Here is a 24,574-nt window from a genome sequence, read left to right as displayed (position 1 = left end):
ATGAATTACAAAGATAGTCTCGACTGGATTCATGAACGTATCAAATTCGGGATAAAACCGGGTGTCAGAAGAATGGAATGGATGCTTGGAAGGATCGGGAATCCGGAGAAGAATATCAACGGAATCCATGTCGTCGGAACGAACGGCAAGGGTTCCACCGTCTCGTATATGAGAAGTGCGCTGAATCACAATGACTACAGCGTGGGCACATTCACCTCGCCATATATAGAAACGTTCAACGAACGCATTTCCGTCGACGGGCGGGCGATCAGCGATGATGATATCGTGCGTCTCGTTGAAATCGTCCGGCCGGTCAGTGAAGATATGGAGAGGGAGACGGACCTCGGTACGGCAACCGAGTTTGAAATCATCACAATGATGATGTTCGTCTATTTCGGACGGCTCAGATCCGTCGATTTCGTCATCGTTGAAGCGGGTCTTGGTGCCAAAAACGATTCGACAAATGTATTCGGACCGATCATGACAGTACTGACAAGCATCGGTCTCGACCATACGAATATCCTGGGCGATACGCTGCTCGACATTGCCAAGGATAAAAGCGGCGTCATCAAACCGGGCATACCGCTCGTCTTCAGCGTCAAAGATGATAGTGCACGGGATTATATACACAAAGTCCTCGATGATAACCATGCCAGAGGAATCGAACTCGGCAGGGACATCATCCTGATTCGGGATGCCGAAGAAGGTGAATTCCAGTTCCAGTACGGACAGTATGATTTTCCGGATATACAGCTGAAGATGGCAGGCAGGCACCAGGAGGAGAATGCCGCACTTGCAATTGCCGCACTTCTTGAACTGCACGACAATGATAAAGCCATGCTCGACTTCAATAAGCTGATCCACGGAATTGAAGCGATGACATGGCCCGGCCGGATCGAAAAAATACAGGACAAGCCGCTGATCATCCTGGATGGTGCGCATAATAATGAAGCGGTGGGAGCGTTGGTCGACACCATCAGAGAAAACTACAGCGACAGAAAAATATCTGTCCTGTTCTCGGCGATAGAGGGTAAACCGCTTGCCAGCATGGTGGATATGCTTTCAGGCATCGCTGATGAGTTCCATGTGACCCATTTCGACTTTCCGAAGGCACTGTCAATGAAAGAGATATATGAGACGGTGAATCATCCCGACAAACATAAAGTGAGTGACTACAGACGCTTCATGGAAGAATTCGACGGGGATATGCTCCTTGTCACAGGGAGCCTTTACTTCATCAGTGAAGTGAAACAGCATTTTAACAGCAAGTAGATAGAATCCAGTACAGTTCAATGCTGTACTGGATTTTTTAATGATATGATGTCATATTCCGTCTATTTATTAAATTATTCAGACATTTCCCTTTGCTATATGTATAATGGAATTATCATTTAACAGGGGGATTTTATGTTGAAAGAAGAGACAGAGAATATCAAAAAGGGACCCAGGTTCCCGCATACTTATGCTATTTTGCTTGCTGTGGTGATCATCTCGGCAGTGCTGAGCTATGTAATACCTGCCGGTGAGTTTGAAAGGGTGGAGATTGATGACAGGACGGAGGTTGTACCTGGAAGCTATGCACAGACCGAGCAGAGCCCGGTGTCGTTCTTCGACCTTTTCAAATCCATCCCGCTCGGTCTTATTGATGGGGGAGAGATCATCTTCTATATCTTTCTGGTCGGGGGTGCATTCGGTGTCATCCGTGCGACGGGGGCGATTGAAGCGGCGATACAGAAAATCATGATCACGGTCAAAGGGAATGAGAAACTGATGATTCCAGTCATCATGTTCGTTTTCTCAGTACTTGGTTTTACAACAGGAATGGCCGAGGAGGCGATCATCTTCGTGCCGATCGGCATTGTACTGGCGACGGCTCTCGGCTATGATGCGATGGTGGGAACGGCAATGGTCACACTTGGTGCAGCCTCCGGTTTCATCGGCGGCATGCTCAACCCATTCACCGTGGGGATTGCACAGGAGATAGCGGAATTGACCATATTCTCGGGGTGGGAATTCAGGACGTTCGTCTATGTATTTGTCCTGGGCAGTGCGGTATGGTACGTCATGCACTATGCCAAAAGGGTGAAGAAAGATCCCGAAGCGAGTCTGATCCATCATGAATCACAGAACGGACAGGTCAATTTCACAGAAGATGTCATGGATTTCGGTGAACTTAAGAAGCGGCATATTTTCATCCTGCTCACTTTCTTCCTGGGAATCGTCATCAATGTTTACGGCATTTTCCAGCACGGCTGGTTCCTGACCGAGCTATCCGCAAACTTCTTCCTTGTCGGGATACTCGCAGGATTTGTCGGCGGGATGAAGGTCAACGATATTTTTGATGCCTTCATAGACGGTATGAAACTTGTCGTCTACGGTGCCATCATCGTCGGTTTTGCAAGGGCGATACTTGTGGTGCTCGAATCCGGGATGATCATCGACACGATCATCAACAGCATGAGCGGTGTTCTGGATTATCTGCCAAAATCAGTGTCCGTGCTCGGCATGCTCCTCATACAGGTCATCATCAACTTTTTCATACCGTCCGGTTCCGGGCAGGCGGTGACCACAATGCCGATCATGACACCGATCGCCGATCTGCAGGAAATTCCGAGGCAGATTGCGGTCCTTGCATTCCAGTACGGTGATGCAATCACGAATACGATCATTCCGACATCGGCCTCACTGATGGGAGTGCTCGCCGTGTCAGGCATTCCGTATATCAAATGGGTGAAATTCGTGTGGAAGATAACACTGATATGGCTGATCATAGCTGCAATTGCGCTGGTGGCCGCCACAATCCTGAATATAACATGACTGAAAAGAGGGACGGCGGTCTGATCCGCCGTCCCTCTCTCAAGGTTAGAGTCCGGGTTTATCGTTCTTGTTCTGCAATGAGTCCCTGATCTCCCTGAGGAGCAGTATCTGCTCCTCCTCTTCTTCCTCTTCAACAAACCTGTTTCTGGATACTTTGTTGACAAGTTTGACGAACAGGAAAATTGCTGCCGCGATAATGAGAAAATCGATGATTGACTGGATGAACACGCCGTAAGTAATACCCATATAAGACCAGTTTGAAGCGAAATCCGTGTCACCGAAAATAAGGGCGATGGCGGGCATGATGATGTTTTCAACGAGTGAAGTGATAATCTTCCCGAATGCAGCACCAAGTACTACTGCCACTGCCAGATCAAGTACATTCCCCTGCGCAATGAATTCTTTGAATTCTTTCCACATGACAATTCCTCCTTCGTCTGAGATTGCACATTTGTTAAGCCTGCGCAAATAATAATATGCCACTTATCACTTGTAGATACAAATAAAAAATCACAATTTGTATACATTTTCTGTATGAAATGCTGCCGGCGGAGGAAGTTATTCCATAAAATGTAAGTTGATAACCGGTTAAGGCTGTGGTAGTATGGGTAAGTGTTTTAGGAGGATAATTTTTCACCAACATCTACAACGAGGAGGAATAACATGGAAGATGAAAACAAAGCGAAGTTGTCCCCGGTGTTTTGGATAGCTGCTGTAATCACAGCATTGCTGGTACTTTACGGGGCATTTTTCTCTGACAACTTTTCCAATGTGACCAGTGTTATCCAAAGTTTCATAACCATCAATTTCAGCTGGTATTATGTATCCATCACTACTGTGATGATACTGTTCTGTCTTTTGTTCGTATTTACACCGATGGGCCAGATCCGGCTTGGCAAACCGACGGAACGTCCGGAATTCAGGACGGTTTCCTGGTTTGCAATGCTGTTCAGTGCTGGTATGGGTATCGGTCTTGTATTCTGGGGTGCGGCTGAGCCGCTCAGTCATTACCTGACCCCGCCGACAGCGGAGCCGGGCACCGATGAAGCGATGAAGGAATCGCTCAGAAGGACGTTTTTCCACTGGGGATTCCATGCCTGGGCGGTTTACGCTGTTGTAGGCCTGGCTCTTGCATTCACACAGTTCAGAAGAGGGGAGCCCGGACTCATCTCGAGGACGCTCCGCCCGATATTCGGCGACCGCGTGGAAGGTGGACTGGGGACAGCCATCGATGTCCTGGCAGTGCTTGCGACCATCATGGGGGTTGCATCTTCACTTGGACTCGGTGTCATGCAGATCAACGGCGGATTGAACTACCTGTTCGGCATTCCGAACAACATCTTCGTCCAGATACTTATCGTCTCCGTCGTATCCGTGTTGTTCATGTGGAGTGCGTGGTCCGGCCTGTCAAAAGGCATCCAGTACCTGAGTAACGCCAACATGGTGCTTGCCGGCCTTCTTCTCATCTTCACGCTTGTTGCAGGACCGACAGTCCTCATACTCAATATGTGGACGGATACATTCGGCAGCATGCTGAGCAACTTCATCCAGATGAGTTATGATGTGGCGCCGCTCAATGGCCAGAAGAGCGAATGGCTCGGATCATGGACAATCTACTACTGGGGCTGGTGGATGAGCTGGAGCCCGTTCGTCGGCATCTTCATCGCCAGGGTATCCCGTGGACGTACCATCCGTGAATTTGTACTGGCGGTCATGATCGGCCCGGCAGTGCTCAGTTTCTTCTGGTTCAGTGTATTCGGTGTCAGTGCAATTGAAGCCGAAAAACTGTTCGGGGGCTTCGGAGACCTTGCCACTGAGGAAATCATGTTCGAAATGTTCAATAGCATGCCGATGGGGCTGATCATATCTATAGTTGCGGTACTGCTGATCTCAACTTTCTTCATCACTTCTGCCGACTCGGCAACATTTGTACTGGGTATGCAGACGACCAACGGTTCACTGACACCACCCACTAGAGTGAAGATGATCTGGGGGCTCGCACAGACGCTGATCGCCATCGTACTGCTCATGGGCGGCGGACTCGCTCCGCTGCAGGCAGCGGCAATCATCTCGGCATTTCCGTTCTCCATCATACTGATATTCGTAATGATAGCGACCTACAAGGATATTTCCGACGAGCAGAAAGCGTTGAACCTGCTCATTGAACCGGATTATGAAGGGACCCGCTATGAGAAGATGATGAAAGAATACGAAGAGGAACTGGAAAGGGAAGAGAACAAAGAAAATAATTAATATATAGTTATAATTCCGACCTATGGTCATAAGCAATGCTTATCACTATAGGTCATTTTTTTGTATCGTAATTATGTCCCTTTTAAGTCGGGTTTCGTTTACAACCATAAATTTAAGTTATACAATTGATATGAGCAGTCGCATGACTGAAATATTGATAGGGGGCTATTAACTATGAGTCAGAATTTAAATGAAGCTGCAAAGCGTTCATTTAGTGTTGGCGGTAAGGATTATAACTACTTCAGTTTGAAAACCCTTACTGAAAAAGGTTTTTCGGAAACTTCCAGGCTGCCATACTCGATCAGAGTGCTGCTTGAGTCGGTACTCAGACAGTATGACGGCAAAGTAATCAAAGATGAACATATCGAATCTTTGGCACAGTGGGATAAAGGAAACAATGCAGGCAATGAAGTGCCGTTCAAACCATCACGTGTTATTCTTCAGGATTTCACAGGTGTTCCCGCCGTTGTCGATCTTGCATCACTCAGGAAAGCGATGGATGCTGTCGGCGGCGACGTTCAGAAGATCAACCCCGAAGTGCCTGTCGACCTCGTCATCGACCACTCTGTCCAGGTTGATGAATACGGTACGCATGATGCACTCCAGAAAAACATGGAACTTGAATTCGAAAGGAACCAGGAGCGCTATGAATTCCTGAACTGGGCGACTAAAGCGTTTGACAACTACAAAGCTGTACCGCCTGCAACAGGTATCGTGCACCAGGTCAATCTCGAGTATCTTGCTAATGTTGTGCATATCAGAGAGGAAGAGAACGGCCTCGTCACTTATCCGGATACTCTGGTAGGTACGGACTCCCATACTACAATGATCAACGGCCTGGGCGTACTCGGCTGGGGTGTCGGCGGAATTGAAGCTGAGGCGGGCATGCTCGGCCAGCCTTCATACTTCCCGGTACCGGAAGTCATTGGGGTGAAAATGACAAATGCACTGCCTGAAGGTGCAACAGCGACTGACCTTGCACTTCGTGTAACTGAACTGCTCCGTCAAAAAGGGGTAGTCGGCAAATTCGTTGAATTCTTCGGCCAGGGTGTCACTGAACTACCACTCGCCGACCGCGCGACAATCGCAAACATGGCGCCGGAATACGGTGCAACCTGCGGTTTCTTCCCGGTGGATTCTGAAACAATCGATTACATGCGTCTGACAGGACGTTCTGAAGAGCATCTCGCTGTTGTGGAACAGTATCTGAAAGAGAACGGCATGTTCTTCAATCCGGAAGAGGAAGCAGTTTACACTGATGTAGTGGATCTTGACCTCTCAACGGTTGAACCTTCACTCGCAGGACCGAAGCGTCCCCAGGACCTCATCCCTCTGTCAGAGATGAAGGATGAGTACAGGAAATCCGTTACAGCCGAAAGCGGCAACCATGGCCACGGCATGGACGAATCTGAATTCGACAAAAAAGGTACAGTCAACTTCAAAGATGGGGGTACTGCTGAAATCAGCACAGGCGATCTGGTGATTGCTGCCATCACTTCCTGTACGAATACATCCAACCCGTACGTAATGCTTGGCGCAGGCCTGCTTGCCAAGAATGCAGTTGAAAAAGGACTTGAAGTGCCGGCCTATGTCAAAACTTCACTGGCTCCGGGTTCCAAGGTCGTTACAGGGTATCTTGAAGACTCAGGGCTGCAGGAATACCTTGATAAGCTCGGCTTCAACCTTGTTGGGTACGGCTGTACAACATGTATTGGCAACTCCGGTCCGCTCAAGCCTGAAATCACGGAAACAATCGTGGACAATGATCTGCTTGTGTCTTCTGTACTTTCAGGTAACCGTAACTTCGAAGGAAGAATCCATCCGCTTGTCAAAGCGAACTATCTGGCTTCACCGCCGCTTGTGGTTGCTTATGCGCTGGCAGGAACTGTGGACATCGACCTTAAATCTGAACCGATCGGTCAGGACAAAGAAGGCAACGATGTATTCATGCAGGATATCTGGCCTTCCACAAAAGCGGTCAGGGATGCAGTCATGAGCACAGTGACACCTGAACTGTTCAGGAAAGAATACGAAAGCGTATTTGATTCCAATGAAATCTGGAACAATATTGAAACAACCGATGCACCGCTTTACGATTTCGACCCGAAATCCACTTACATCCAGAACCCGACATTCTTCCAGGATCTGTCGAAAGAAGCAGGCACAGTAGAATCGCTTAACGGCCTGCGTGTACTCGGTAAATTTGGAGACTCTGTGACAACAGACCACATTTCACCGGCAGGTGCAATCGGCAAGGATACACCGGCAGGAAAATGGCTGATCGAACAGGGTGTGTCTCCTAGAGACTTCAACTCATACGGTTCCCGCCGCGGAAACCATGAAGTAATGATGCGCGGTACTTTCGCAAACATCCGTATCCGCAACAAGATTGCCCCGGGCACAGAAGGCGGATTCACAACTTACTGGCCGACGGGTGAAGTGATGAGCATCTATGATGCAGCGATGAAGTATCAGCAGGATGGTACAGGCCTCGTCGTTGTAGCAGGAGACGACTACGGCATGGGCTCCAGCCGTGACTGGGCTGCCAAAGGTACGAACCTGCTTGGTGTCAAAGCAGTTATTGCGGCAAGCTATGAACGGATTCACCGTTCAAACCTTGTAATGATGGGTGTGCTGCCGCTGCAGTTTGTTGACGGCGAAAATGCGGATGCACTTGGCCTCGACGGCAGTGAAACATTTGACATCCAGGTTGATGAGTCAGTGAAACCGGGAGATCTTCTCGATGTCGTAGCAACGGATGACAAAGGTGAGAAAAAAGAATTCAAAGTCAAAGCGCGCTTTGATTCTGAAGTTGAAGTGGATTACTACCGCCACGGCGGAATCCTGCAGCTTGTTCTCAGAAACAAACTCAAATAAGAACGGCTTCATAAGAACAGCCCATCTCGCATGAGATGGGCTGTTCTTTTTAATCATTTTTCAATTATCTGCAAATGCTATTTCTTCCTGATCGTTAACATCAACCGTAAGCTCTGAATCTTCGAAGTACCAAAGATCACTTTCTTTTATGAAAATGTCTATGCCGTCGTATTCGAAGACTTTACTGTCGTCAGGGATGGTGTCGACTGTAAGGGCAGGGGAAAAGCCTTGCTTGAGCTGGGTTTCTCCACCATATCTTACATAGATATTTACACCTTGGCCGTTTTCAGGGTCGAGTTCTTCTTTCATCCAATTAACTGCATTGTCAGTGACTTTAAGCATGCTGATCAATCCTTTCGCTACATGAATGTAATCTTTGACTCTGTGCCGTCTATTATACGTTTAATGTTGGATATATGTCTAACAACTATAACTACAGCAATGATAAAAGATAATCCGATAAGCAGAGGATCGCGGAAAACAAGGGAAAGGATGAAGAACAGGACGGCGCTGACTATGCTGGACAGGGACACATATTTGCTGGTTCTTAAAGTAAGTAGAAAGACGCTCAGTAATATAGCAAACATCAGCGGATTATATGCGAGAACAGCACCTGCGCTCGTGGCAACAGCCTTGCCGCCCCTGAATTTCAAAAAGATCGAATACACATGGCCGAGTGCAGCAGCCAGTCCCGGCAGGAATACGTGAAAATCTGTGTCTATGAGCATCGCCGTCCAGACAGGGACCGCACCTTTCATCATGTCCATTATGAGTACCAGGATTCCTGCTTTCTTACCGAGGATACGGAATGTATTGGTAGTTCCGATGTTCCCGCTCCCATGTTCCCTCAGGTCGATTTTGTAGAACCATTTCCCGATGAGGAGGCTGAAAGGTACTGCCCCGATCAGGTAACCGAATACCAGCAGTGAAATGAGTGTTTCCAAATTAAAAACCCCTTTATCATCAGGTACTAACAGTTTACCATAAAAAAATAGTTACACCTAATATAAATTAGTTTACATATTAATGTTATTGTAAACTAATGGTCTGAAGTGTAAAAAACGTGTAAAATGGGGATTAGGGTTGCAATCGTCAAAGATTTGTATAAAAATAGTAAGAGATTACATTAAACGAACGTATGTTTGTAGGAGGATACCTGATTTGGCAAGACAGAATACTTATACAGATGAATCGATACAAATATTGGAAGGCCTTGATGCGGTGCGGAAACGGCCGGGCATGTATATAGGATCGACGGACCACCGGGGTCTTCATCATCTTGTCTACGAGATTACAGATAACTCTGTGGATGAGATCATCAATGGATATGGTGATGAAATTGCCATTACAATTAACAAGGATGACAGCATAACAGTGACTGACAACGGCCGGGGCATGCCCACGGGAAAACATGCTTCCGGGCGTCCGACACCGGAAGTCATCTTCACGGTGCTGCATGCAGGCGGGAAATTCGGTTCGGGCGGCTACAAGACTGCCGGCGGCCTTCATGGCGTCGGCGCTTCTGTCGTCAATGCGCTCAGTTCCTGGGTTGAGCTCAGGATATTCAGGGACGGTAAAATCCATGAGATGTCATTCAAAGACGGCGGTAAAGTCGACCGTCCTCTGAAAGTGACCGGCAAGACGAAAAAGACCGGCACAGAAGTGACTTTCAAACCCGATCCGGAAATATTCAAATCAGGCACGGTGTTCCATTTTGAAACAATCATGGAGCGGATGCGTGAATCCGCCTTTCTCCAGAAGGGACTCAGGATCAGCATAACCGACAGGCGTCCTGAGGAGCCGCTTGAGGAATCCTTCAAATATGATGACGGCTTGAAAGCATTCATCGAATTCCTGAATGAAGGCAAGGATTCCATCGGGGAAATCAGCATGTTTTCCGGCGAATACAATGGCATACTCGGCGAAGTCAGCTTCCAGTACAATGACCAGTACAGTGAAACCATCATCTCCTTTGTCAATAATGTGAGGACGAAAGACGGGGGAACGCACGAAGTTGGTTTCAAAACAGGTTTTACACGCGTCTTCAATGAATATGCAAGGAAGATCAATGAACTGAAAGATAAAGACAAGAATCTCGAAGGGAATGATATACGGGAAGGCCTGACTGCAGTGATATCCATCAAAGTCCCAGAAGACCTGCTCCAGTTCGAAGGGCAGACGAAGAGCAAGCTCGGAACGAGTGAAGCCAGAAATGTAATGGAGACGCTTCTGGCCGATCACCTTCCCTACTACCTTGAAGAGAACGGTGCACTCAGCACCCAGCTCGTCAAAAAAGCCATCAAGGCAAGGAGCGTCAGGGAAACGGCAAGGAAGGCTCGCGAAGAGGCGAGGAACGGCAAGAAAAAGCGCAGGGATACTCTCCTGTCCGGAAAGCTGACTCCGGCACAGAGCAGGAATGCCAGGAAAAATGAATTGTATCTGGTCGAAGGGGATTCCGCCGGCGGATCTGCAAAACAGGGCAGGGACAGGAAATTCCAGGCCATCCTCCCCCTCCGCGGTAAGGTGATCAATACCGAAAAAGCGAAATTCGAGGATATATTCAAAAATGAGGAGATCAATACGATCATCCATACAATCGGCGCGGGAGTCGGGAATGAGTTCAAAGTGGAGGATTCAAACTACGACAAAATCATCATCATGACCGATGCCGATACGGACGGGGCGCACATCCAGGTGCTGCTTCTAACGTTCTTCTTCAATTATATGCGACCTTTATTCGACGCGGGCAAGATCTATATCGCACTGCCGCCGCTCTTCCAGCTGAAAAAGAAGTTGAAGGGCAGGGAAGTTGTGCGTTATGTATGGACGGAGGATGAGCTTGCAGAAGCACAGAAGGAACTGGGTAAAAACGTCGAGCTCCAGCGCTATAAGGGTCTTGGTGAAATGATGCCCGCCCAGCTCTGGGAGACGACGATGAACCCGGATTCACGCACGCTGATACAGGTGAGGATCGAAGATGAAGCGCTGTCTCTGAAACGTGTCACGACACTCATGGGGGATAATGTTGAAATGCGGCGTAAATGGATAGAATCGAATGTGAGTTTCACGCTCGAAGAGCAGGACAGCATTCTTGAAAATGATGATGTGGCAAAATTGGAAGAGAGTGGTGAAACTTCATGACAGATCATATTCAGCAGCTCCAGCTGGAGGATGTCATCGGCGACCGTTTCGGACGGTACAGTAAATATGTCATCCAGGACCGGGCCATCCCCGATGTGAGGGACGGCCTGAAGCCGGTGCAGAGAAGAATACTGTACGCGATGTACAAAGAGGGTAACACATTCGAGAAAGGATACAGAAAATCCGCCAAAACTGTGGGTAACGTCATCGGTAACTATCACCCGCACGGGGATACAAGCGTGTATGATGCCATGGTGAGGCTCTCGCAGGAATGGAAGATGCGCGAAGAGCTCATCACCATCCACGGCAACAAAGGGAGCGTGGACGGGGATCCGCCGGCTGCAATGCGTTATACAGAAGCGAGACTGTCTGAAATCTCCAATGAAATGCTCAGGGATATCAGGAAAAACACGGTGCAGTTCATCAATAACTTTGATGACACAGAAGTTGAACCGGTCGTCCTGCCGGCCAAATTCCCGAATCTGCTCGTAAACGGCACGACGGGGATATCCGCCGGTTATGCCACTGAAATACCGCCGCATAATCTCGAGGAGGTCATCGATGCAACACTCAAAATCATAGATAAGCCGACAGTGAAGATCGACGAACTGATGACGATCATCCAAGGGCCGGACTTCCCGACGGGCGGCATCATCCAGGGTGTCTCCGAAATCAGGAAAGCCTATGAAACGGGCAGGGGAAAAATCATTGTCCGCAGTAAAGTGAGGACCGAGGACGTAAGAGGCGGCAAGACGCATATCATCATCGATGAGCTGCCGTTTGAAGTGAACAAGGCGAACCTTGTGAAGAAGGTTGATGAAATCCGTGCAGACCGGAAAGTGGACGGCATCATTGAAGTCCGGGATGAAACAGACCGGGATGGGCAGCGTGTGGTCATCGAAACACGGAAGGATGCAAATGTCGAGGGCATCATCAACTTCCTCTACAAGAAGACGGACCTGCAGGTTTCCTATAACTTCAATATGGTGGCCATCAGCGACCGGGCACCGAAGCTTCTTGGACTCAAAGAAATACTGGAAGCCTATGTCAGACACCAGAAGGAAGTGGTCCGCAACCGTTCTGAGTATGAACTCGAAGAAGCGGAAAAGCGGATGCACATCATCGAGGGGCTGATGAAAGCACTGTCCATACTGGATGAAGTGATCCGCGTAATCCGTGAATCGGAAAATAAGCGGAATGCCAAGGACAATCTGGTGGATGCGTTCAGCTTCACTGAAGCCCAGGCGGAAGCCATCGTCACGCTCCAGCTGTACAGGCTGACTAATACGGATATTGTCGAACTTGAAACGGAGCATAATGAACTTGAATATACAATCAACCAGCTTAGGGAAATACTCGGCAATGAAAAGAAACTGCTGTCCGTAATCAAGAAGGAGCTGAGAGACATCCGTAAGAAATATGCCTCCGGAAGGCGGAGTGTCATAGAGGATGAAATCCAGACGATAGAACTTGAAAAAGAAGTTCTCATCCCCAAGGAGGAAGTCATGGTCTCTGTGACGAGGGACGGTTACATCAAACGGACCAGCATGCGGAGCTTCAATGCAAGCACAATCGAGGAGATCGGGATAAAGCAGGAAGACCGGCTGATTATGCTGGAGGAAGGTCATACACTGCAGCACTGCCTTGTATTCACCAACTATGGCAACTACATGATCATCCCTGTCCACGAACTGCAGGATATCAAATGGAAGGACAACGGGCAGCATCTTTCAAGCAGGTTCAATCTCAAAACGGATGAAATGCCCCTCACTGCATTTCTCGTCGGTGAGTATGACACCAAGACCACTGTCGTTATGGTAACAGAGCGTGGGCAGATCAAATTAACGGGGCTTGATGCGTATGAAGCAACCCGCATCAAACGGCCGATAGCAGGCATGGGGCTTAAAAATAATGACAGAGTCGTTTCTGTTGAATTGTCGGATGCGAAAGAGGAGGATGTTCTCCTTGTCACACGCAAAGGGATGACACTCAGATACCCTGTTTCGGAAGTCAACAACACAGGGCTTAAAGCACAGGGTGTCCGTGCGATGAATGTCAAGGACGATGACCGCATCATTATGGCCGGTTTGGTGTCAGACCAGGACTATCTGATCACAGTGTCCCAAAGGGGTTCTGTAAAACGTACGGAACTCAGTCTTTTTGAAGAAGGGGCGAGAGCGCAGGTCGGCAACATGCTGCTGAAGGAGATCAAATCAAAACCGCACCGTCTGGTAAATGCGAGACTCGTTAAAGATGATATTGATATATTACTCAAATCTGCATCATCCGAATTCAGGACCAATGCCAAATCAATCAGAATGAGCGGCAAATACTCCAACGGTTCGTTTATTGTTGATGAAAATTCATTCGGTGAAGTGAATGAAGTGATGTTTGAAGCGTTCACATAATCTGTATATTGAATTTCCTATTGCCTCTTGTAGTGATATAATACTTATTATCATGCAGGAGGTGTTTTTTTATGGATTTTGAAGGTATTATACCGGATTGGTTCAAATCAATAGTAGAAGTCGGTAACACGCTTCTTTGGGGAGATTTCCTCATCGGTCTTCTAATACTCGCCGGTTTATATTTCTCCATCAGCTCCAGGTTCGTCCAGTTCAGATGGTTCAGGGAAATGTTTTATGTATTAAAGGAAAAGGCGGAGATTTTACCGGATGGTTCAAAAGGTATTTCTCCTTTCAAAGCATTCACAATCAGTGCCGCTTCACGTGTCGGGACCGGAAATATCGCCGGGGTTGCCACAGCAATCGTACTCGGTGGGCCGGGTGCCGTATTCTGGATGTGGGTGATTGCATTCTTCGGTGCAGCAACTGCATTCTTCGAATCCACGCTGGCACAGGTTTTCAAAGTAAAGGACAGAGAAGGCGGTTTCCGCGGCGGACCGGCCTACTACATGGAAAAGGGGCTTGATCAGAGGTGGCTGGGTATATTCTTTGCGATTCTCATTACAGTCACATTCGGATTTGTCTTCAACGGACTCCAGTCCAATACCATAGCCCATGCCTATGAGGAAGCGTTCAATATTGACCGATGGGTCATCGGTGTGATTATAGCCGCATTTACCGCCCTTGTCATTTTCGGGGGAGCCAAGTGGATAGCCAATGTGACCGGATATATTGTGCCTGTCATGGCTGTCATCTATCTTGCGGTTGTACTGGTAATATTAATCATCAATTATGACCAGATTATTCCAATGATCTCCACTATATTTGCAAATGCTTTCGGTATCCGTGAAGCATTTGGCGGTGCAGTGGGTGCAGCAATCCTCAACGGTTTCCAGCGCGGGCTCTTTTCAAACGAAGCGGGTATGGGTTCCGCCCCAAATGCCGCTGCAGCAGCTGCAGTCAGCCATCCGGTCAAACAGGGGCTCATACAATCTCTTGGTGTGTTTTTCGATACCATGGTTGTATGTACAGCGACAGCAATCATTATACTTATGTATACCGATCTGGAATACGGTGCAGACGCACTGCAGGGGATCCAGGTGACACAGGCGGCAATGACTTCACAGATCGGTTCCTTCGGGGCCACTTTCATTGCCATTGTCATCCTGCTCTTCGCCTACAGTTCTATACTCGGGAACTTCTTTTACGGTCAGAGTAACCTGAATTACATCAAAGAAAACAAAGCGGTTCTTTTCATATTCAAAGCACTTGTTGTCGTCATGGTGTTCATCGGTGCGGTCATGGATCTGGAAACGGCATGGGCAACAGCTGACGTGTTCATGGCGCTCATGGCAGTCACCAACCTGGTGGCGGTATTTGCACTGAGCAGCATAGTATTCCAGGTGGCGGCGGATTACAGGACACAGCTGAAACAGGGCATCAACCCTGTATTCCAGACCAACAACATCAAAGCAGATCTTTCCGATGTAGATGAGTGGGGTGAAAACCGCTACGCCTACAGAGAGAATGAAAGGTCGGAATAACAAAAAAGCGGACACCATGTCCGCTTTTTTTTGATTGGATCAGAACAACGATCTGAAGAAATCCGCCACTTTCCTGAAGAAGTCGGAAGCCGCATCTTTGAATGATTCCCATGCGCCGGATTCCTGTATGTCTCTGCCCAGTTCCTGCGCAGTATCTTTGGCATCCTGGAATCCCTCACTTGAAGTGATTTCATCAATCAGGTTTCTGGAACTGTCAAGGAGGCGCTGTGCCTCTTCGCTCTCAAACAGCCCGGAATCCTGTATGTTCATGATGATGACAACAATCCGTTCAATCTGTTCCTGGCTCAGTATGCCGTTCAGGCCGTTTGCCTCGAGTTCCTCACCGACGATGTTCCTGATCTCACCTTCGGAGAGGTCTCCTCCGGCTTCGATGACCTGGATTTTGATCTCGGTGATCATCTTGTTCAGCTGTTCCTGGGAGAATCCTTCCATACCGCTGTTCTCTGCGGTGATGTCCGATATGGTCTCCAGTTCATCCTGTGCATTCTGTGCACGTTCAGGGTCTATTTCTTCACCCTGTGTCTCATAGGCTTTGTATATGCCGGCCAGTGCACTTTCGCCGGTGACATCCTCAGCTGCCCCGATGACCACTTCCGCATCGGTGATGCCGGAGGTCAGCAGTGCATTTTTGTATGTTTCTTCTGTTATTTCCGTAATCTGTCCCATGCTTTCATCGACAGTAATGTCAAGCCCTGCTCCGGCATCCTTCTGAAGGATGCGTATGCTGGATTTGAGGACGGAATCGTCGTATGTCACGCCGAGATACTTTTCAACATCCCCGCTTCTGACGTATTCCACCTTGTCTTCTTCAGTGGCGCCAAGTATTCCACCCGTCGCATCGAGCAGCTCCCGGTTGTCTTCGAGCCCTGCGCCGTAGACGGTAACCGCCTGACTCCATTCCGAAGCGGCTTTTGCGCCCGCGGGCAGCACCAACAATAAAATTATGATCAACGGCAGCATTTTCCGTATCATGGTATCCTCACTCCTTTTGCCTTCAATTCATATTACTATAATGTCGGATGCCGGCTCAATCAATATCATGGTCTGTACGTGCCCCGCCCATGATATTCCTTTATTAATTGTTTCAAAACAGGTAAACTGATTCAGTAGATTATTTTCAGGAGCATGATAATGGATAACGAATACAGCCGCTCTGAGAGGGCGGCGCACACAGTGAAGAAGAAAAGGCTGCGCAAGCGGGGACTGATTCCCCTTATAATACTCCTGCTGCTTGCAGGAGGTGCTTTATATATATATTTCTCCTATCAATCAGGACTTGATATCGCGAAAGGAAACGGCGTGGAACAAAGGGCACATGAGTTCAACGGAGTGGACGACAAAGACGGCAAGAAGAATATACTGCTTCTCGGGGCGGACAGGGAAGTGGATGGTTCACAACGCACGGATGTAATCATGATTGCGCAGTACGACTATATGCAGAAGGATATGAAGCTGGTTTCACTGATGCGTGACATCTACGTGGATATCCCCGGCTATCAGAGCTACAAGATCAATTCCGTCTATTCCCTCGGCGGTGTGGAACTGCTCAGGCAGACGATCAGCCAGAATTTCGACATCGAGGTCGAAGAATATGCAGTCGTTGATTATGCAGCCTTCGAATCCGTAGTGGATGTCATCAACAAAGATGGTATCCCGATAGATGTCGAAAAGGATATGTCGGCAAAAATCGATACTGAACTGGAGAAAGGGCCACAGCGTCTGGGGGGCAGTGATCTTCTTGCCTACGCCAGGTTCCGTCATGATGCCGAAGGGGACTTCGGACGCGTCAGGCGTCAGCAGCAGGTGATCGATGCGGTGAAGAGTGAGGCGGTATCCATCGGCAACATCTTCAAGCTGCCGAAGATTGCCGGCACAGGAATGGGACACGTCAACACCAGCATGTCGGATGGTGAAATGTATCGCATGATGGCCTCGTTCCTCGTCAGGGGCGACAAGAATATCGATACGCTTACACTGCCTATGGAGGACACTTATCAGTTCATGGATACACCGCATGCGGGCAATGTCATCGATCTGGACTTTGAAGCAAACAATCAGGAACTGCATGACTTCCTTGAAGGAAAACCGGAAGAACAATAACGCATGAAAAAGGATGGCGGCCGCCATCCTTTTTTAATACCTGGAATTTTTATTTTTGGATTTCCGGTTCATCTTTTCTGCATCACAGGATAAAACAATACCTCGAGGGATTATTTTGTTTGGGAGGCGGCCAGGTGTGATATTATGTTAATAAGAACGTATGTTCCCTATAAGGAGGATCCGTCATGTATAACTATAATATCTGCCCCAAAAGGCATATATTCTGTGTCGACCAGAAAAGTTTCTTTGCGAGTGTATCGTGCATTTTAAAGGGGCTGGACCCAAAGACCACAAAACTTGCGGTGGTCGCGGATACGAAGAGCCTTGGTGCGGTTGTGCTCGCTGCAACTGCGGAACTCAAAAAGCTCGGCATCAAAACGGGATCCCGGCTGTTTGAAATACCGCAGAGAAAAGACATCTATATCATCAACCCTTCGATGAAGACCTACCTGGACTATTCGGCAAAGATTACAGAAATCGCCCTGAAGTACGTGGCACCGGAAGATTTCCATCAGTACTCCGTGGACGAATTTTTCATGGATGTCACGGAAAGCTGGCACCTTTTTGCCGGTACGCCGGAGGCGCTGGCCATAAAACTCAAAAATGAAATATACGATGAGACTGCGATAGAATGCGCTGTGGGCATCGGAGACAACCTCCTGCTCAGCAAGCTGTCCCTGGACATCGAAGCCAAAAAGACGGAGGCCGGCATTGCAGAATGGCGTTATCACGATGTGCCCGACAAACTCTGGCCGATCAAACCCCTGCGGGATTTCTGGGGGATCAGCCGGCGGAGTGAAGTGAAGCTCAATGAACGGGGTATATTCAAAATAGGCGATCTGGCACGGTACTCCCCGGTGTATTTGAAGCGGGACTTCGGCATCATCGGTGTCGACTGGCATCTGCATGCAAACGGCATCGATTCCAGCAGAATACGGGAGAAGCATACGGTGCACTCGCCGTCCATCTGCAAAAGCCAGATCCTGATGCGGGATTACGGATTCAGGGAGATATATGTCGTCGTGCTGGAACAGGTGGATGAAGTGACCCATCGGCTCAGGCTGTCCGGAAGGCTTGCAAAAACCGTGCAGATCGCCGCCGGTACGAAGGATGGGTACATATACAGGAAGCAGTTCACGATTCCCGCAGGGACGAACAACAGCAACCGTGTGATGAAGGGGATATGGAATATATTGAAAAGTATCGCAGACCCCCGTGCACTGTACCGGACCATCAGTGTGACGCTTACAAATTTCATTCCGGACAGCGTCAGCCAGATGTCCCTGTTTGAAGATGTCGGTGCACTGAGGCGGCAGGAATCGCTCATGAAGACGGTGGATGACTTGAAAGTGAGATACGGGCAGCTGAGTGTGATGCGGGCGCTCAGCTGTACGGAAGCCTCCACACTCAAACTCCGCGACGGACTCATCGCCGGCCACAAACGGTAAAAAAAGAAGCGGTGCAGGCCGCTTCTAATAATTGATGGCATAAAGCACAAGGAGTCCGTTCAAAATGCCGAAGACCAGCGACAGCATCGTGCCGACCAGTACGTATTCACTTTCCTTATGCACCCTGTTCTCCTCCTTGCCGGAAGGGAACCTCAATATGGACTTGGCTGCAATGATGAGTGCAAGAGCGGTGTATTGATTGAAGACGACGAATATGACCGCGAGCAGTCTCTCGCTGTATCCGATAGTCATGCCGATATTATCGGTCTTCTGATACTTTATGCCCGAGAGCAGGCTGAGCAGTTGCTTGATGAGCCATCCGCTTGCAAGATAAAGCAGGACTGAAAGTGTGATGAGCAGTGTTTTCATGATCTGAATCTCCCTTCGACCGTCTCCCCGAAACGGCCGTGCAGCGCTCCGCCGGATGTGCCGTAATAATCGGAAAGGAAGGCGGTGATGATGCCGAACTGCCGGCCGCGCGATTTGCTGTAGTGAGCGGAGACTGTCGATTCGTTCTTATCAAGGATGCGCGCAATATCCGTCTGGCGCCTGCCGGAGAGTTTCAGCAGAGCGACTTCGCGCTGGAGCGGTGTCATATTATTGATGATATCCGTCAAGTACATGAGCGGGATGGCTATCCTGTCCGGCAGACCCGGGGAGGCGAAGTCCTGGATTGCCGATTTCTTGATCTTCCCGAGCGCCTCCCGCGTATCCTTGATCGACTGGTGGCTCCATTGTTCGGGGTCTCCCGCCGGCGGTTCCACATCTGCTGTGTGAAAACTGCATTTGAGTGGAAAATCATTGTGGGGCCACAGCAGCTTGGCATAAATTGAGATGAAAAGGGTATTGTGGGGGATGGAGGACAATACAAAAAGTTCGTCTCCCATGCGGTAGTCGACATGGGAAAATTCATCACCCAGAACCCACGTCCTTATGTCGGATTCCAGCGTCTTCAGGTCATCGAAAACTTCCTTATCAGCTCCGGAACTGCCGGAAATGTCCATGATCAGAGATGAAATCATGTGTAAAAACCTCCTTAATGTTATAATACAGACGACTGTAAGTCAGATTATACATAAATTCGCCTGAATAAGCGAATTATTTAAAATTCGTCAAAATAAGCGAATTTTTAATGAAACCGTCAGGGAAATGATGGAGAAGGCAGTACAAATCTGATAATATAATCTAGGTATCAAAATTAGGTGACAGGAGTGCCATTATGCAATTTACAGAGTTAACGACACAGGAATTCGAGCAGTTTACACGGGCTCATTTCAGCCACTTCACCCAGACAGTGAACAACTATAATCTGAAAAAGGATGCAGGAGTGGAAACATACCTGGTTGGAGTCAAGGATGGCGGAGAAATAAAGGCGGCGAGCCTTGTGACGCTGACTCCTGTGATGAAAGTGTTCAAATACGCCTACACGAACCGCGGGCCTGTAATGGATTACAGTGACAAACGTGTTTTTGACGCATTTTTCGAAGGTCTGACAGAGTTTCTAAAACCTAAAAAAGTGATGTATGCAAGAGTGGACCCTTATGAAGTCATCAAAGAACGCACCCACGACGGAGAGATCACCAAAGATATGGGGAACCGCTATATATTCGATTATTTCAAGGCGCTTGGATGGAGCCATACAGGTTTCACTAAAGGTTTCGATCCGGTGGTCCAGATCAGATGGCATTCCGTACTGGATCTCGCTGGCAAGGACCCGAAAATGCTGCTTGACGATATGGACAGCCTGCGGAAGCGGAACATCAAAAAGGCGCAAAAGAACGGTCTTCATCTGCGCTATCTGGAACTTGACGAAATCGATGTATTCAGGAAGTTCATGAAGGACACTTCCGAGATGAAGGCATTCATGGACCGGGATGATGAATACTACATCAGCCGCAAAAAGCATTTCGGGGATAACGTGCTGATCCCGCTCGTCTATGTGGACCTTGAGGAATATAATGAATCGACACAAAAAGACCGCGATCAGCTGGCCAAAAATATCGATAAGGCCAAAAAGACCCTGGAGAAGGATCCGGCCAACAAGAAGGCGGAGAACAAGATTATAAACCTCGCTGAACAGCTGGGAAACATCGAGGAGAAGCTTGCCGAAGGCGAAGCGCTTCTCCAAAAACACGGCAGGGAACTGCCGGTGGCGAGCTCCTATTACTTCATAACACCGCACGAAGTGGTCTATCTCGCCGGCGGCAGCGCCAACGAGTTCAGACACTTTGCAGGGAGCTACCTGATCCAGTGGCATATGATCAACTATGCGCTTGAAAATGATATTGATGTATACAACTTCTACGGCATCAGCGGTGAATTCACCCCGGAAGCGGAAGATTACGGCGTAATACAGTTTAAAAAAGGGTTCAATGCCAAAGTGCTTGAATATATCGGGGATTTCATCAAACCGGTCAACGGTCCGGCATATGCTGCATATAAAGGCTTTGCAAAACTGCGCACTTTCACAGGAAGGTAGGATAAAGAGAATGAAGTTTACGGAACTTACTGAAGAGGAATACCAGAAATATATTGAAAAAGGGGAGGAAGCCGCCTTTTTCCAGATGATCGAAAATAAGGCGAACAGGGAGCAGGATGGACAGGAAGTCCGTCTTCTCGGTGTAAAGGACAGGGACGGGGAAGTTGTGGCAGCGTGTCTTTTCACACTCAAAAAAACCGGCGTGGGGAAAAAATTCTACTATTCCAACCGCGGCCCGGTCCTCGACTATCATAATCACGGTCTTGTCAGATTCTATCTGCAGGAGCTTTCGAAATATCTTAAGGCGAATAACGGCCTTTACGTCAAGCTGGATCCGAACTGGATCTACAAAAAGTATGACAAGGATGTAAACGAAAAAGAAGATTATGAAACGCAGGATACTCTCATAAAGATCATGGAAGACGAAGGATACGTGCATCAGGGATTCACCCGCGGGTATTCAAGGACTTCGCAGGCGCGCTGGATGAGCGTGCTGGATCTCGGCGGATTTGATGAGAAATCCCTGGTGAAATCATTCGATTCACAGAGGAAACGCAATATAAAAAAAGCGCAGAAGTTCGGAGTCAGAGTCCGCTTCCTCGATGTGGACGAAATAGGTATTTTCATGGATCTCTATAAAGATACGAGTGAACGGCAGGGGTTCTTTACACATCCCAATCCAAAAGAGTACTTTACCAACTTCAAGAAAACATACGGGGACAAAGTCCTCATTCCGCTTGCCTATCTTGACCTGTATGAATATGTGGGCAACCTGAAGGACCAGCTGGATGACGTGCGGAAAAAGCACAGCCAGATGGTGGAGAAGGAAAATAAGAATGACAAGACACTGAACAAGATTGCCGAGGCTGAAAAGCAGATTGAAAAGCTGGAGGCCGACTGGCGGACAGCCAACGATATAAAAGAACAGGAAGGCAGTGTCATCAATCTCGCCGCCGGCATCTATTTTGAAACGCCTTATGAAATGGTCTACAATTCCGGAGCGAGTTCGTCCGAGTTCGCCCAATTCGTCGGTCCTTACATGATGCATTATGAAATGATGAAATACTGCATGGAAAAAGGGATAGACAGATACAACTTCTACGGCGTCAGCGGTGATTTCTCGGAAGACGGTGAAGATTACGGAGTCTACCGTTTCAAACGGGGCTTCAATGCTGAAATCGAAGAGCTTGTCGGGGACTTCGTAAAAGTGATCAGCCCGGTGCAGTACAACATCTACAAGGTGAAAAGCAAACTGCAGCAGATGAAAAAGTAAAATCAGGAAGGGTTTGTCGTAAACATGCAAACATCACCAATCCAGGAGAGTACTTTCAAGGCATTCATGGAAGACTATAATGGTTACTCCCATTACCTGCATGACGCACTTTACTATGACTATATATCCGGGATACAGGAAGTGCACCTGCTCGGGTTATATGACGATGAAGAGCTGGTGGGCGTATCCATGCTGAGTGCGACTCCCGTACTCAGGAGATACAGATTGTTCACTTCCCACACGGGACCGCTCATCAAAAATTTCACGAACGAGCGTCTGGCGTTCTTCCTCGGCGAAATTGATGATTATGTGAAGAGGAACCATGCCCTGAAACTTATCCATTCACCGTATCATATATATAGAATAAGAAATGGCGAAGGTGAAGTCATCGACAGTGAAAAGAATAATCCTCAAATCGTGGACATCTATACAGAACTTGGCTACACACACCAGGGATTCACGAAACAGCTTGTCACTGAAGAACTCCTCAGGCACCAGGCGATTCTTGACATCACAGAAAGTGAAGATGGGCTGATCAGAAACATGGATGCCAAAACGCGGTACAACACCCGTGCAGTGGAACAGATGGACCTGAAACTCAGGTATCTGGATGAAGATGAATATGACAAGTTCGTAGAAATCTATAAGGATACAGAAGAACGCATCGGATTCGATCCGGTAAGCGGCAGAAAGATCAAGAGTCTGCTCAAAACGCTGAAGGACAGGACCTATCTCACACTGAGCTATATCGAAGTGGACAAATACCTTGAGCGGCTGAATGGAGAACTCTCCTCCCTGGAGACGGAGAAGTCCGATATGGAGAAAAAACTCGAAAGCGGGCAGGGGACGAAGCGCATGAAGGGGCGTCTGAACGAGACGAAAGACCTGGTGGCGAATAAACAGAAAAGAATCGCCAAAATAGAAGAGGTGCAGAAGGAATGTGGCAATACCATCGAACTGTCGGCGGCGATGTACTACTATAACAACCATGAGATGGTATATCTCTTCAGCGGCAGCTACCCCGAGCATTCGATGTTCATGGGTACGAACTTCACGACATGGGAAATGATCAAAAAAGCGAAGGAGCTGGGGCTGCCGAGGTTCAATTTCTTCGGGCTTACAGGTGACTTCACCGAAAACTCCAAAGACTACGGTGTCTACAAATTCAAGAAGGGCTATAATACCTTCATTGAAGAACTGCCCGGGACGTTCTACAAAGTATTCAACAAGCCGGTATATAAATTAGCGGAAAAACTGAATAAAATATAGCAGAAATTCTGCCTCTCCGTAATTTTGGGGAGGCATTTTTTGATAGATCTGGGTGGTTCATTTTTCCGATTCAGGGTAGTGGTCCTGTAGAGCTAAGGTTTGGGAAGACAAGGATAAGTCGTTCAGGAAGATATTCAGCCATGCTCAATCGCATATTACGAATACGGACTTTCTGATCGTTTTCCTGAAAATAGAAAGGGGTGATGGGAATGCTTGGTACAAGACTTGGTGATATAACTGAAACGCGTGATGCAGATGCAATCGTCAATGCCGCGAATACGAGCCTTCTTGGCGGCGGCGGTGTCGACGGCGCAATCCACAGGGCGGCGGGGCCCGGGCTGCTCGAGGAAACCCGGACGCTCGGCGGCTGTGAAACGGGCGACGCCAAAATTTCGGGCGGCTACGACCTGCCGGTGGATCATGTGATCCATACCGTCGGCCCGGTGTGGAATGGAGGAGACAATAATGAAGAGGCACTTCTTGGCAGCTGCTACGCAAAATCATTAGAGGTTGCGGGGAAGAATAATATCCGGAGAATTGCTTTTCCGTCCATCTCGACGGGTGTATACCGGTTCCCGCTGGATAAGGCGGCCCGGATTGCCGCAGACACGGTCAATGAATACCTTGAGAAACATCCGGACGCATTCGAGTCAGTAATCTGGGTCCTGTTTGATGAAGAAACAAAAGCCGCCTATGACAGGGCCATCGAGGGTTAGGGAGAGTGGATACCCATGAATGAAAAGAGATCTACCCGGCACCGGCATACTGGATAGAGTATAAGGGTCGGATTTTAGTATTCCAGGCCAAAAGTGTTTAAATACACTTTTGGCTTGTCTTTTTAACGAGGGTTTTACATACATGACAGTAAAATTAACAAATATTAAATTAAATGCAATAAATGTTGTGTTTTTTGTTGTCTTTTATTCACTGTCGGTTTATAATGTACT

General features: G+C 48.2%; 19 protein-coding genes. 13 read left to right on the top strand and 6 right to left on the bottom strand.

Translation table 11 applies throughout. The features are described from left to right. Both WN59_RS02270 and WN59_RS02265 read left to right on the top strand, forming a co-directional pair. Window positions 1-1,272, top strand: a complete 1,272-nt coding sequence (locus WN59_RS02270) for a bifunctional folylpolyglutamate synthase/dihydrofolate synthase (RefSeq protein ID WP_046511908.1) — start codon at window positions 1-3, stop codon at window positions 1,270-1,272. Window positions 1,273-1,407: 135 nt separating this feature from the next. After that, window positions 1,408-2,817, top strand: coding sequence for a YfcC family protein (locus WN59_RS02265; protein ID WP_046511904.1), 1,410 nt, complete (start codon window positions 1,408-1,410; stop codon window positions 2,815-2,817). 45 nt (window positions 2,818-2,862) lie between these two features. Here WN59_RS02265 and mscL read toward each other — a convergent pair whose 3' ends face one another. Continuing rightward, a complete protein-coding gene (gene mscL, locus WN59_RS02260) occupies window positions 2,863-3,237 on the bottom strand; it encodes a large conductance mechanosensitive channel protein MscL (RefSeq protein WP_197073382.1) in 375 nt (124 codons plus the stop codon). A 243-nt stretch (window positions 3,238-3,480) separates the two neighbouring features. On the opposite strand from mscL, the gene WN59_RS02255 reads away from it, so the two are divergent. Together WN59_RS02255 and acnA are read left to right on the top strand one after the other, a co-directional pair. Continuing rightward, the gene (locus WN59_RS02255; RefSeq protein ID WP_046511901.1) at window positions 3,481-5,070 is read left to right on the top strand and encodes a BCCT family transporter; all 1,590 of its coding nucleotides are present in this window, start codon (window positions 3,481-3,483) and stop codon (window positions 5,068-5,070) included. Between the two features lie 174 nt (window positions 5,071-5,244). Beyond that, complete coding sequence (gene acnA / locus WN59_RS02250) at window positions 5,245-7,947, top strand: aconitate hydratase AcnA (protein WP_046511898.1); 2,703 nt, start codon at window positions 5,245-5,247, stop codon at window positions 7,945-7,947. Window positions 7,948-8,007: 60 nt separating this feature from the next. Here acnA and WN59_RS02245 read toward each other — a convergent pair whose 3' ends face one another. Further along, window positions 8,008-8,289 (bottom strand): HesB/YadR/YfhF family protein, encoded by a 282-nt coding sequence (locus WN59_RS02245; RefSeq protein WP_046511894.1) that lies wholly within the window; start codon window positions 8,287-8,289, stop codon window positions 8,008-8,010. 17 nt (window positions 8,290-8,306) lie between these two features. Further along, window positions 8,307-8,891 (bottom strand): glycerol-3-phosphate 1-O-acyltransferase PlsY, encoded by a 585-nt coding sequence (gene plsY, locus WN59_RS02240; RefSeq protein ID WP_046511891.1) that lies wholly within the window; start codon window positions 8,889-8,891, stop codon window positions 8,307-8,309. A 217-nt stretch (window positions 8,892-9,108) separates the two neighbouring features. On the opposite strand from plsY, the gene parE reads away from it, so the two are divergent. The 3 genes from parE (at window position 9,109) to WN59_RS02225 (ending at window position 15,037) form a co-directional block, all read left to right on the top strand. Next, complete coding sequence (parE, locus tag WN59_RS02235; RefSeq protein WP_046511888.1) at window positions 9,109-11,088, top strand: DNA topoisomerase IV subunit B; 1,980 nt, start codon at window positions 9,109-9,111, stop codon at window positions 11,086-11,088. Further along, window positions 11,085-13,496, top strand: coding sequence for a DNA topoisomerase IV subunit A (gene parC, locus WN59_RS02230; RefSeq protein ID WP_046511884.1), 2,412 nt, complete (start codon window positions 11,085-11,087; stop codon window positions 13,494-13,496). Before parE ends, parC begins: the two co-directional genes overlap by 4 nt. A gap of 71 nt (window positions 13,497-13,567) precedes the next feature. Further along, window positions 13,568-15,037: an alanine/glycine:cation symporter family protein gene (locus WN59_RS02225; protein ID WP_046511882.1), complete on the top strand. Its 1,470-nt coding sequence runs from the start codon at window positions 13,568-13,570 to the stop codon at window positions 15,035-15,037. Window positions 15,038-15,076: 39 nt separating this feature from the next. Here the strand turns inward: WN59_RS02225 and WN59_RS02220 are convergent, their stop codons facing one another. Beyond that, window positions 15,077-16,030, bottom strand: coding sequence for a DUF1002 domain-containing protein (locus WN59_RS02220; RefSeq protein WP_052747227.1), 954 nt, complete (start codon window positions 16,028-16,030; stop codon window positions 15,077-15,079). Between the two features lie 159 nt (window positions 16,031-16,189). Here WN59_RS02220 and WN59_RS02215 point away from each other — a divergent pair, with 159 nt between their 5' ends. Then, a complete protein-coding gene (locus WN59_RS02215) occupies window positions 16,190-17,158 on the top strand; it encodes an LCP family protein (protein WP_052747225.1) in 969 nt (322 codons plus the stop codon). Window positions 17,159-17,343: 185 nt separating this feature from the next. After that, the gene (locus WN59_RS02210; RefSeq protein ID WP_046511876.1) at window positions 17,344-18,606 is read left to right on the top strand and encodes a Y-family DNA polymerase; all 1,263 of its coding nucleotides are present in this window, start codon (window positions 17,344-17,346) and stop codon (window positions 18,604-18,606) included. 24 nt (window positions 18,607-18,630) lie between these two features. Here the strand turns inward: WN59_RS02210 and WN59_RS02205 are convergent, their stop codons facing one another. Next, window positions 18,631-18,975 (bottom strand): hypothetical protein, encoded by a 345-nt coding sequence (locus tag WN59_RS02205; protein ID WP_046511873.1) that lies wholly within the window; start codon window positions 18,973-18,975, stop codon window positions 18,631-18,633. After that, a complete protein-coding gene (locus WN59_RS02200) occupies window positions 18,972-19,628 on the bottom strand; it encodes a sigma factor-like helix-turn-helix DNA-binding protein (RefSeq protein WP_046511870.1) in 657 nt (218 codons plus the stop codon). The genes WN59_RS02205 and WN59_RS02200 overlap by 4 nt, the downstream gene beginning before the upstream one ends. A 197-nt stretch (window positions 19,629-19,825) precedes the next feature. Here WN59_RS02200 and WN59_RS02195 point away from each other — a divergent pair, with 197 nt between their 5' ends. The 4 genes from WN59_RS02195 (at window position 19,826) to WN59_RS02180 (ending at window position 24,343) form a co-directional block, all read left to right on the top strand. Further along, window positions 19,826-21,085 (top strand): aminoacyltransferase, encoded by a 1,260-nt coding sequence (locus WN59_RS02195; protein ID WP_046511866.1) that lies wholly within the window; start codon window positions 19,826-19,828, stop codon window positions 21,083-21,085. 10 nt (window positions 21,086-21,095) lie between these two features. Next, entirely contained in the window at window positions 21,096-22,358 is a 1,263-nt protein-coding gene (locus tag WN59_RS02190) for an aminoacyltransferase (RefSeq protein ID WP_046511862.1), read from the top strand. Window positions 22,359-22,382: 24 nt separating this feature from the next. Beyond that, on the top strand, window positions 22,383-23,627 hold the full coding sequence (locus WN59_RS02185) for a peptidoglycan bridge formation glycyltransferase FemA/FemB family protein (protein ID WP_046511859.1): 1,245 nt from the start codon (window positions 22,383-22,385) through the stop codon (window positions 23,625-23,627). 209 nt (window positions 23,628-23,836) lie between these two features. Beyond that, on the top strand, window positions 23,837-24,343 hold the full coding sequence (locus WN59_RS02180; RefSeq protein WP_082099086.1) for an O-acetyl-ADP-ribose deacetylase: 507 nt from the start codon (window positions 23,837-23,839) through the stop codon (window positions 24,341-24,343). The last annotated feature ends 231 nt before the right edge of the window (window positions 24,344-24,574 follow it).

It is taken from the genome of Salinicoccus sediminis, assembly GCF_000986795.1.
Taxonomy (GTDB): domain Bacteria; phylum Bacillota; class Bacilli; order Staphylococcales; family Salinicoccaceae; genus Salinicoccus; species Salinicoccus sediminis.
The sequence above is the reverse complement of the archived record's forward strand: the minus strand, read 5'-3'. Positions and strand labels throughout refer to the sequence as shown.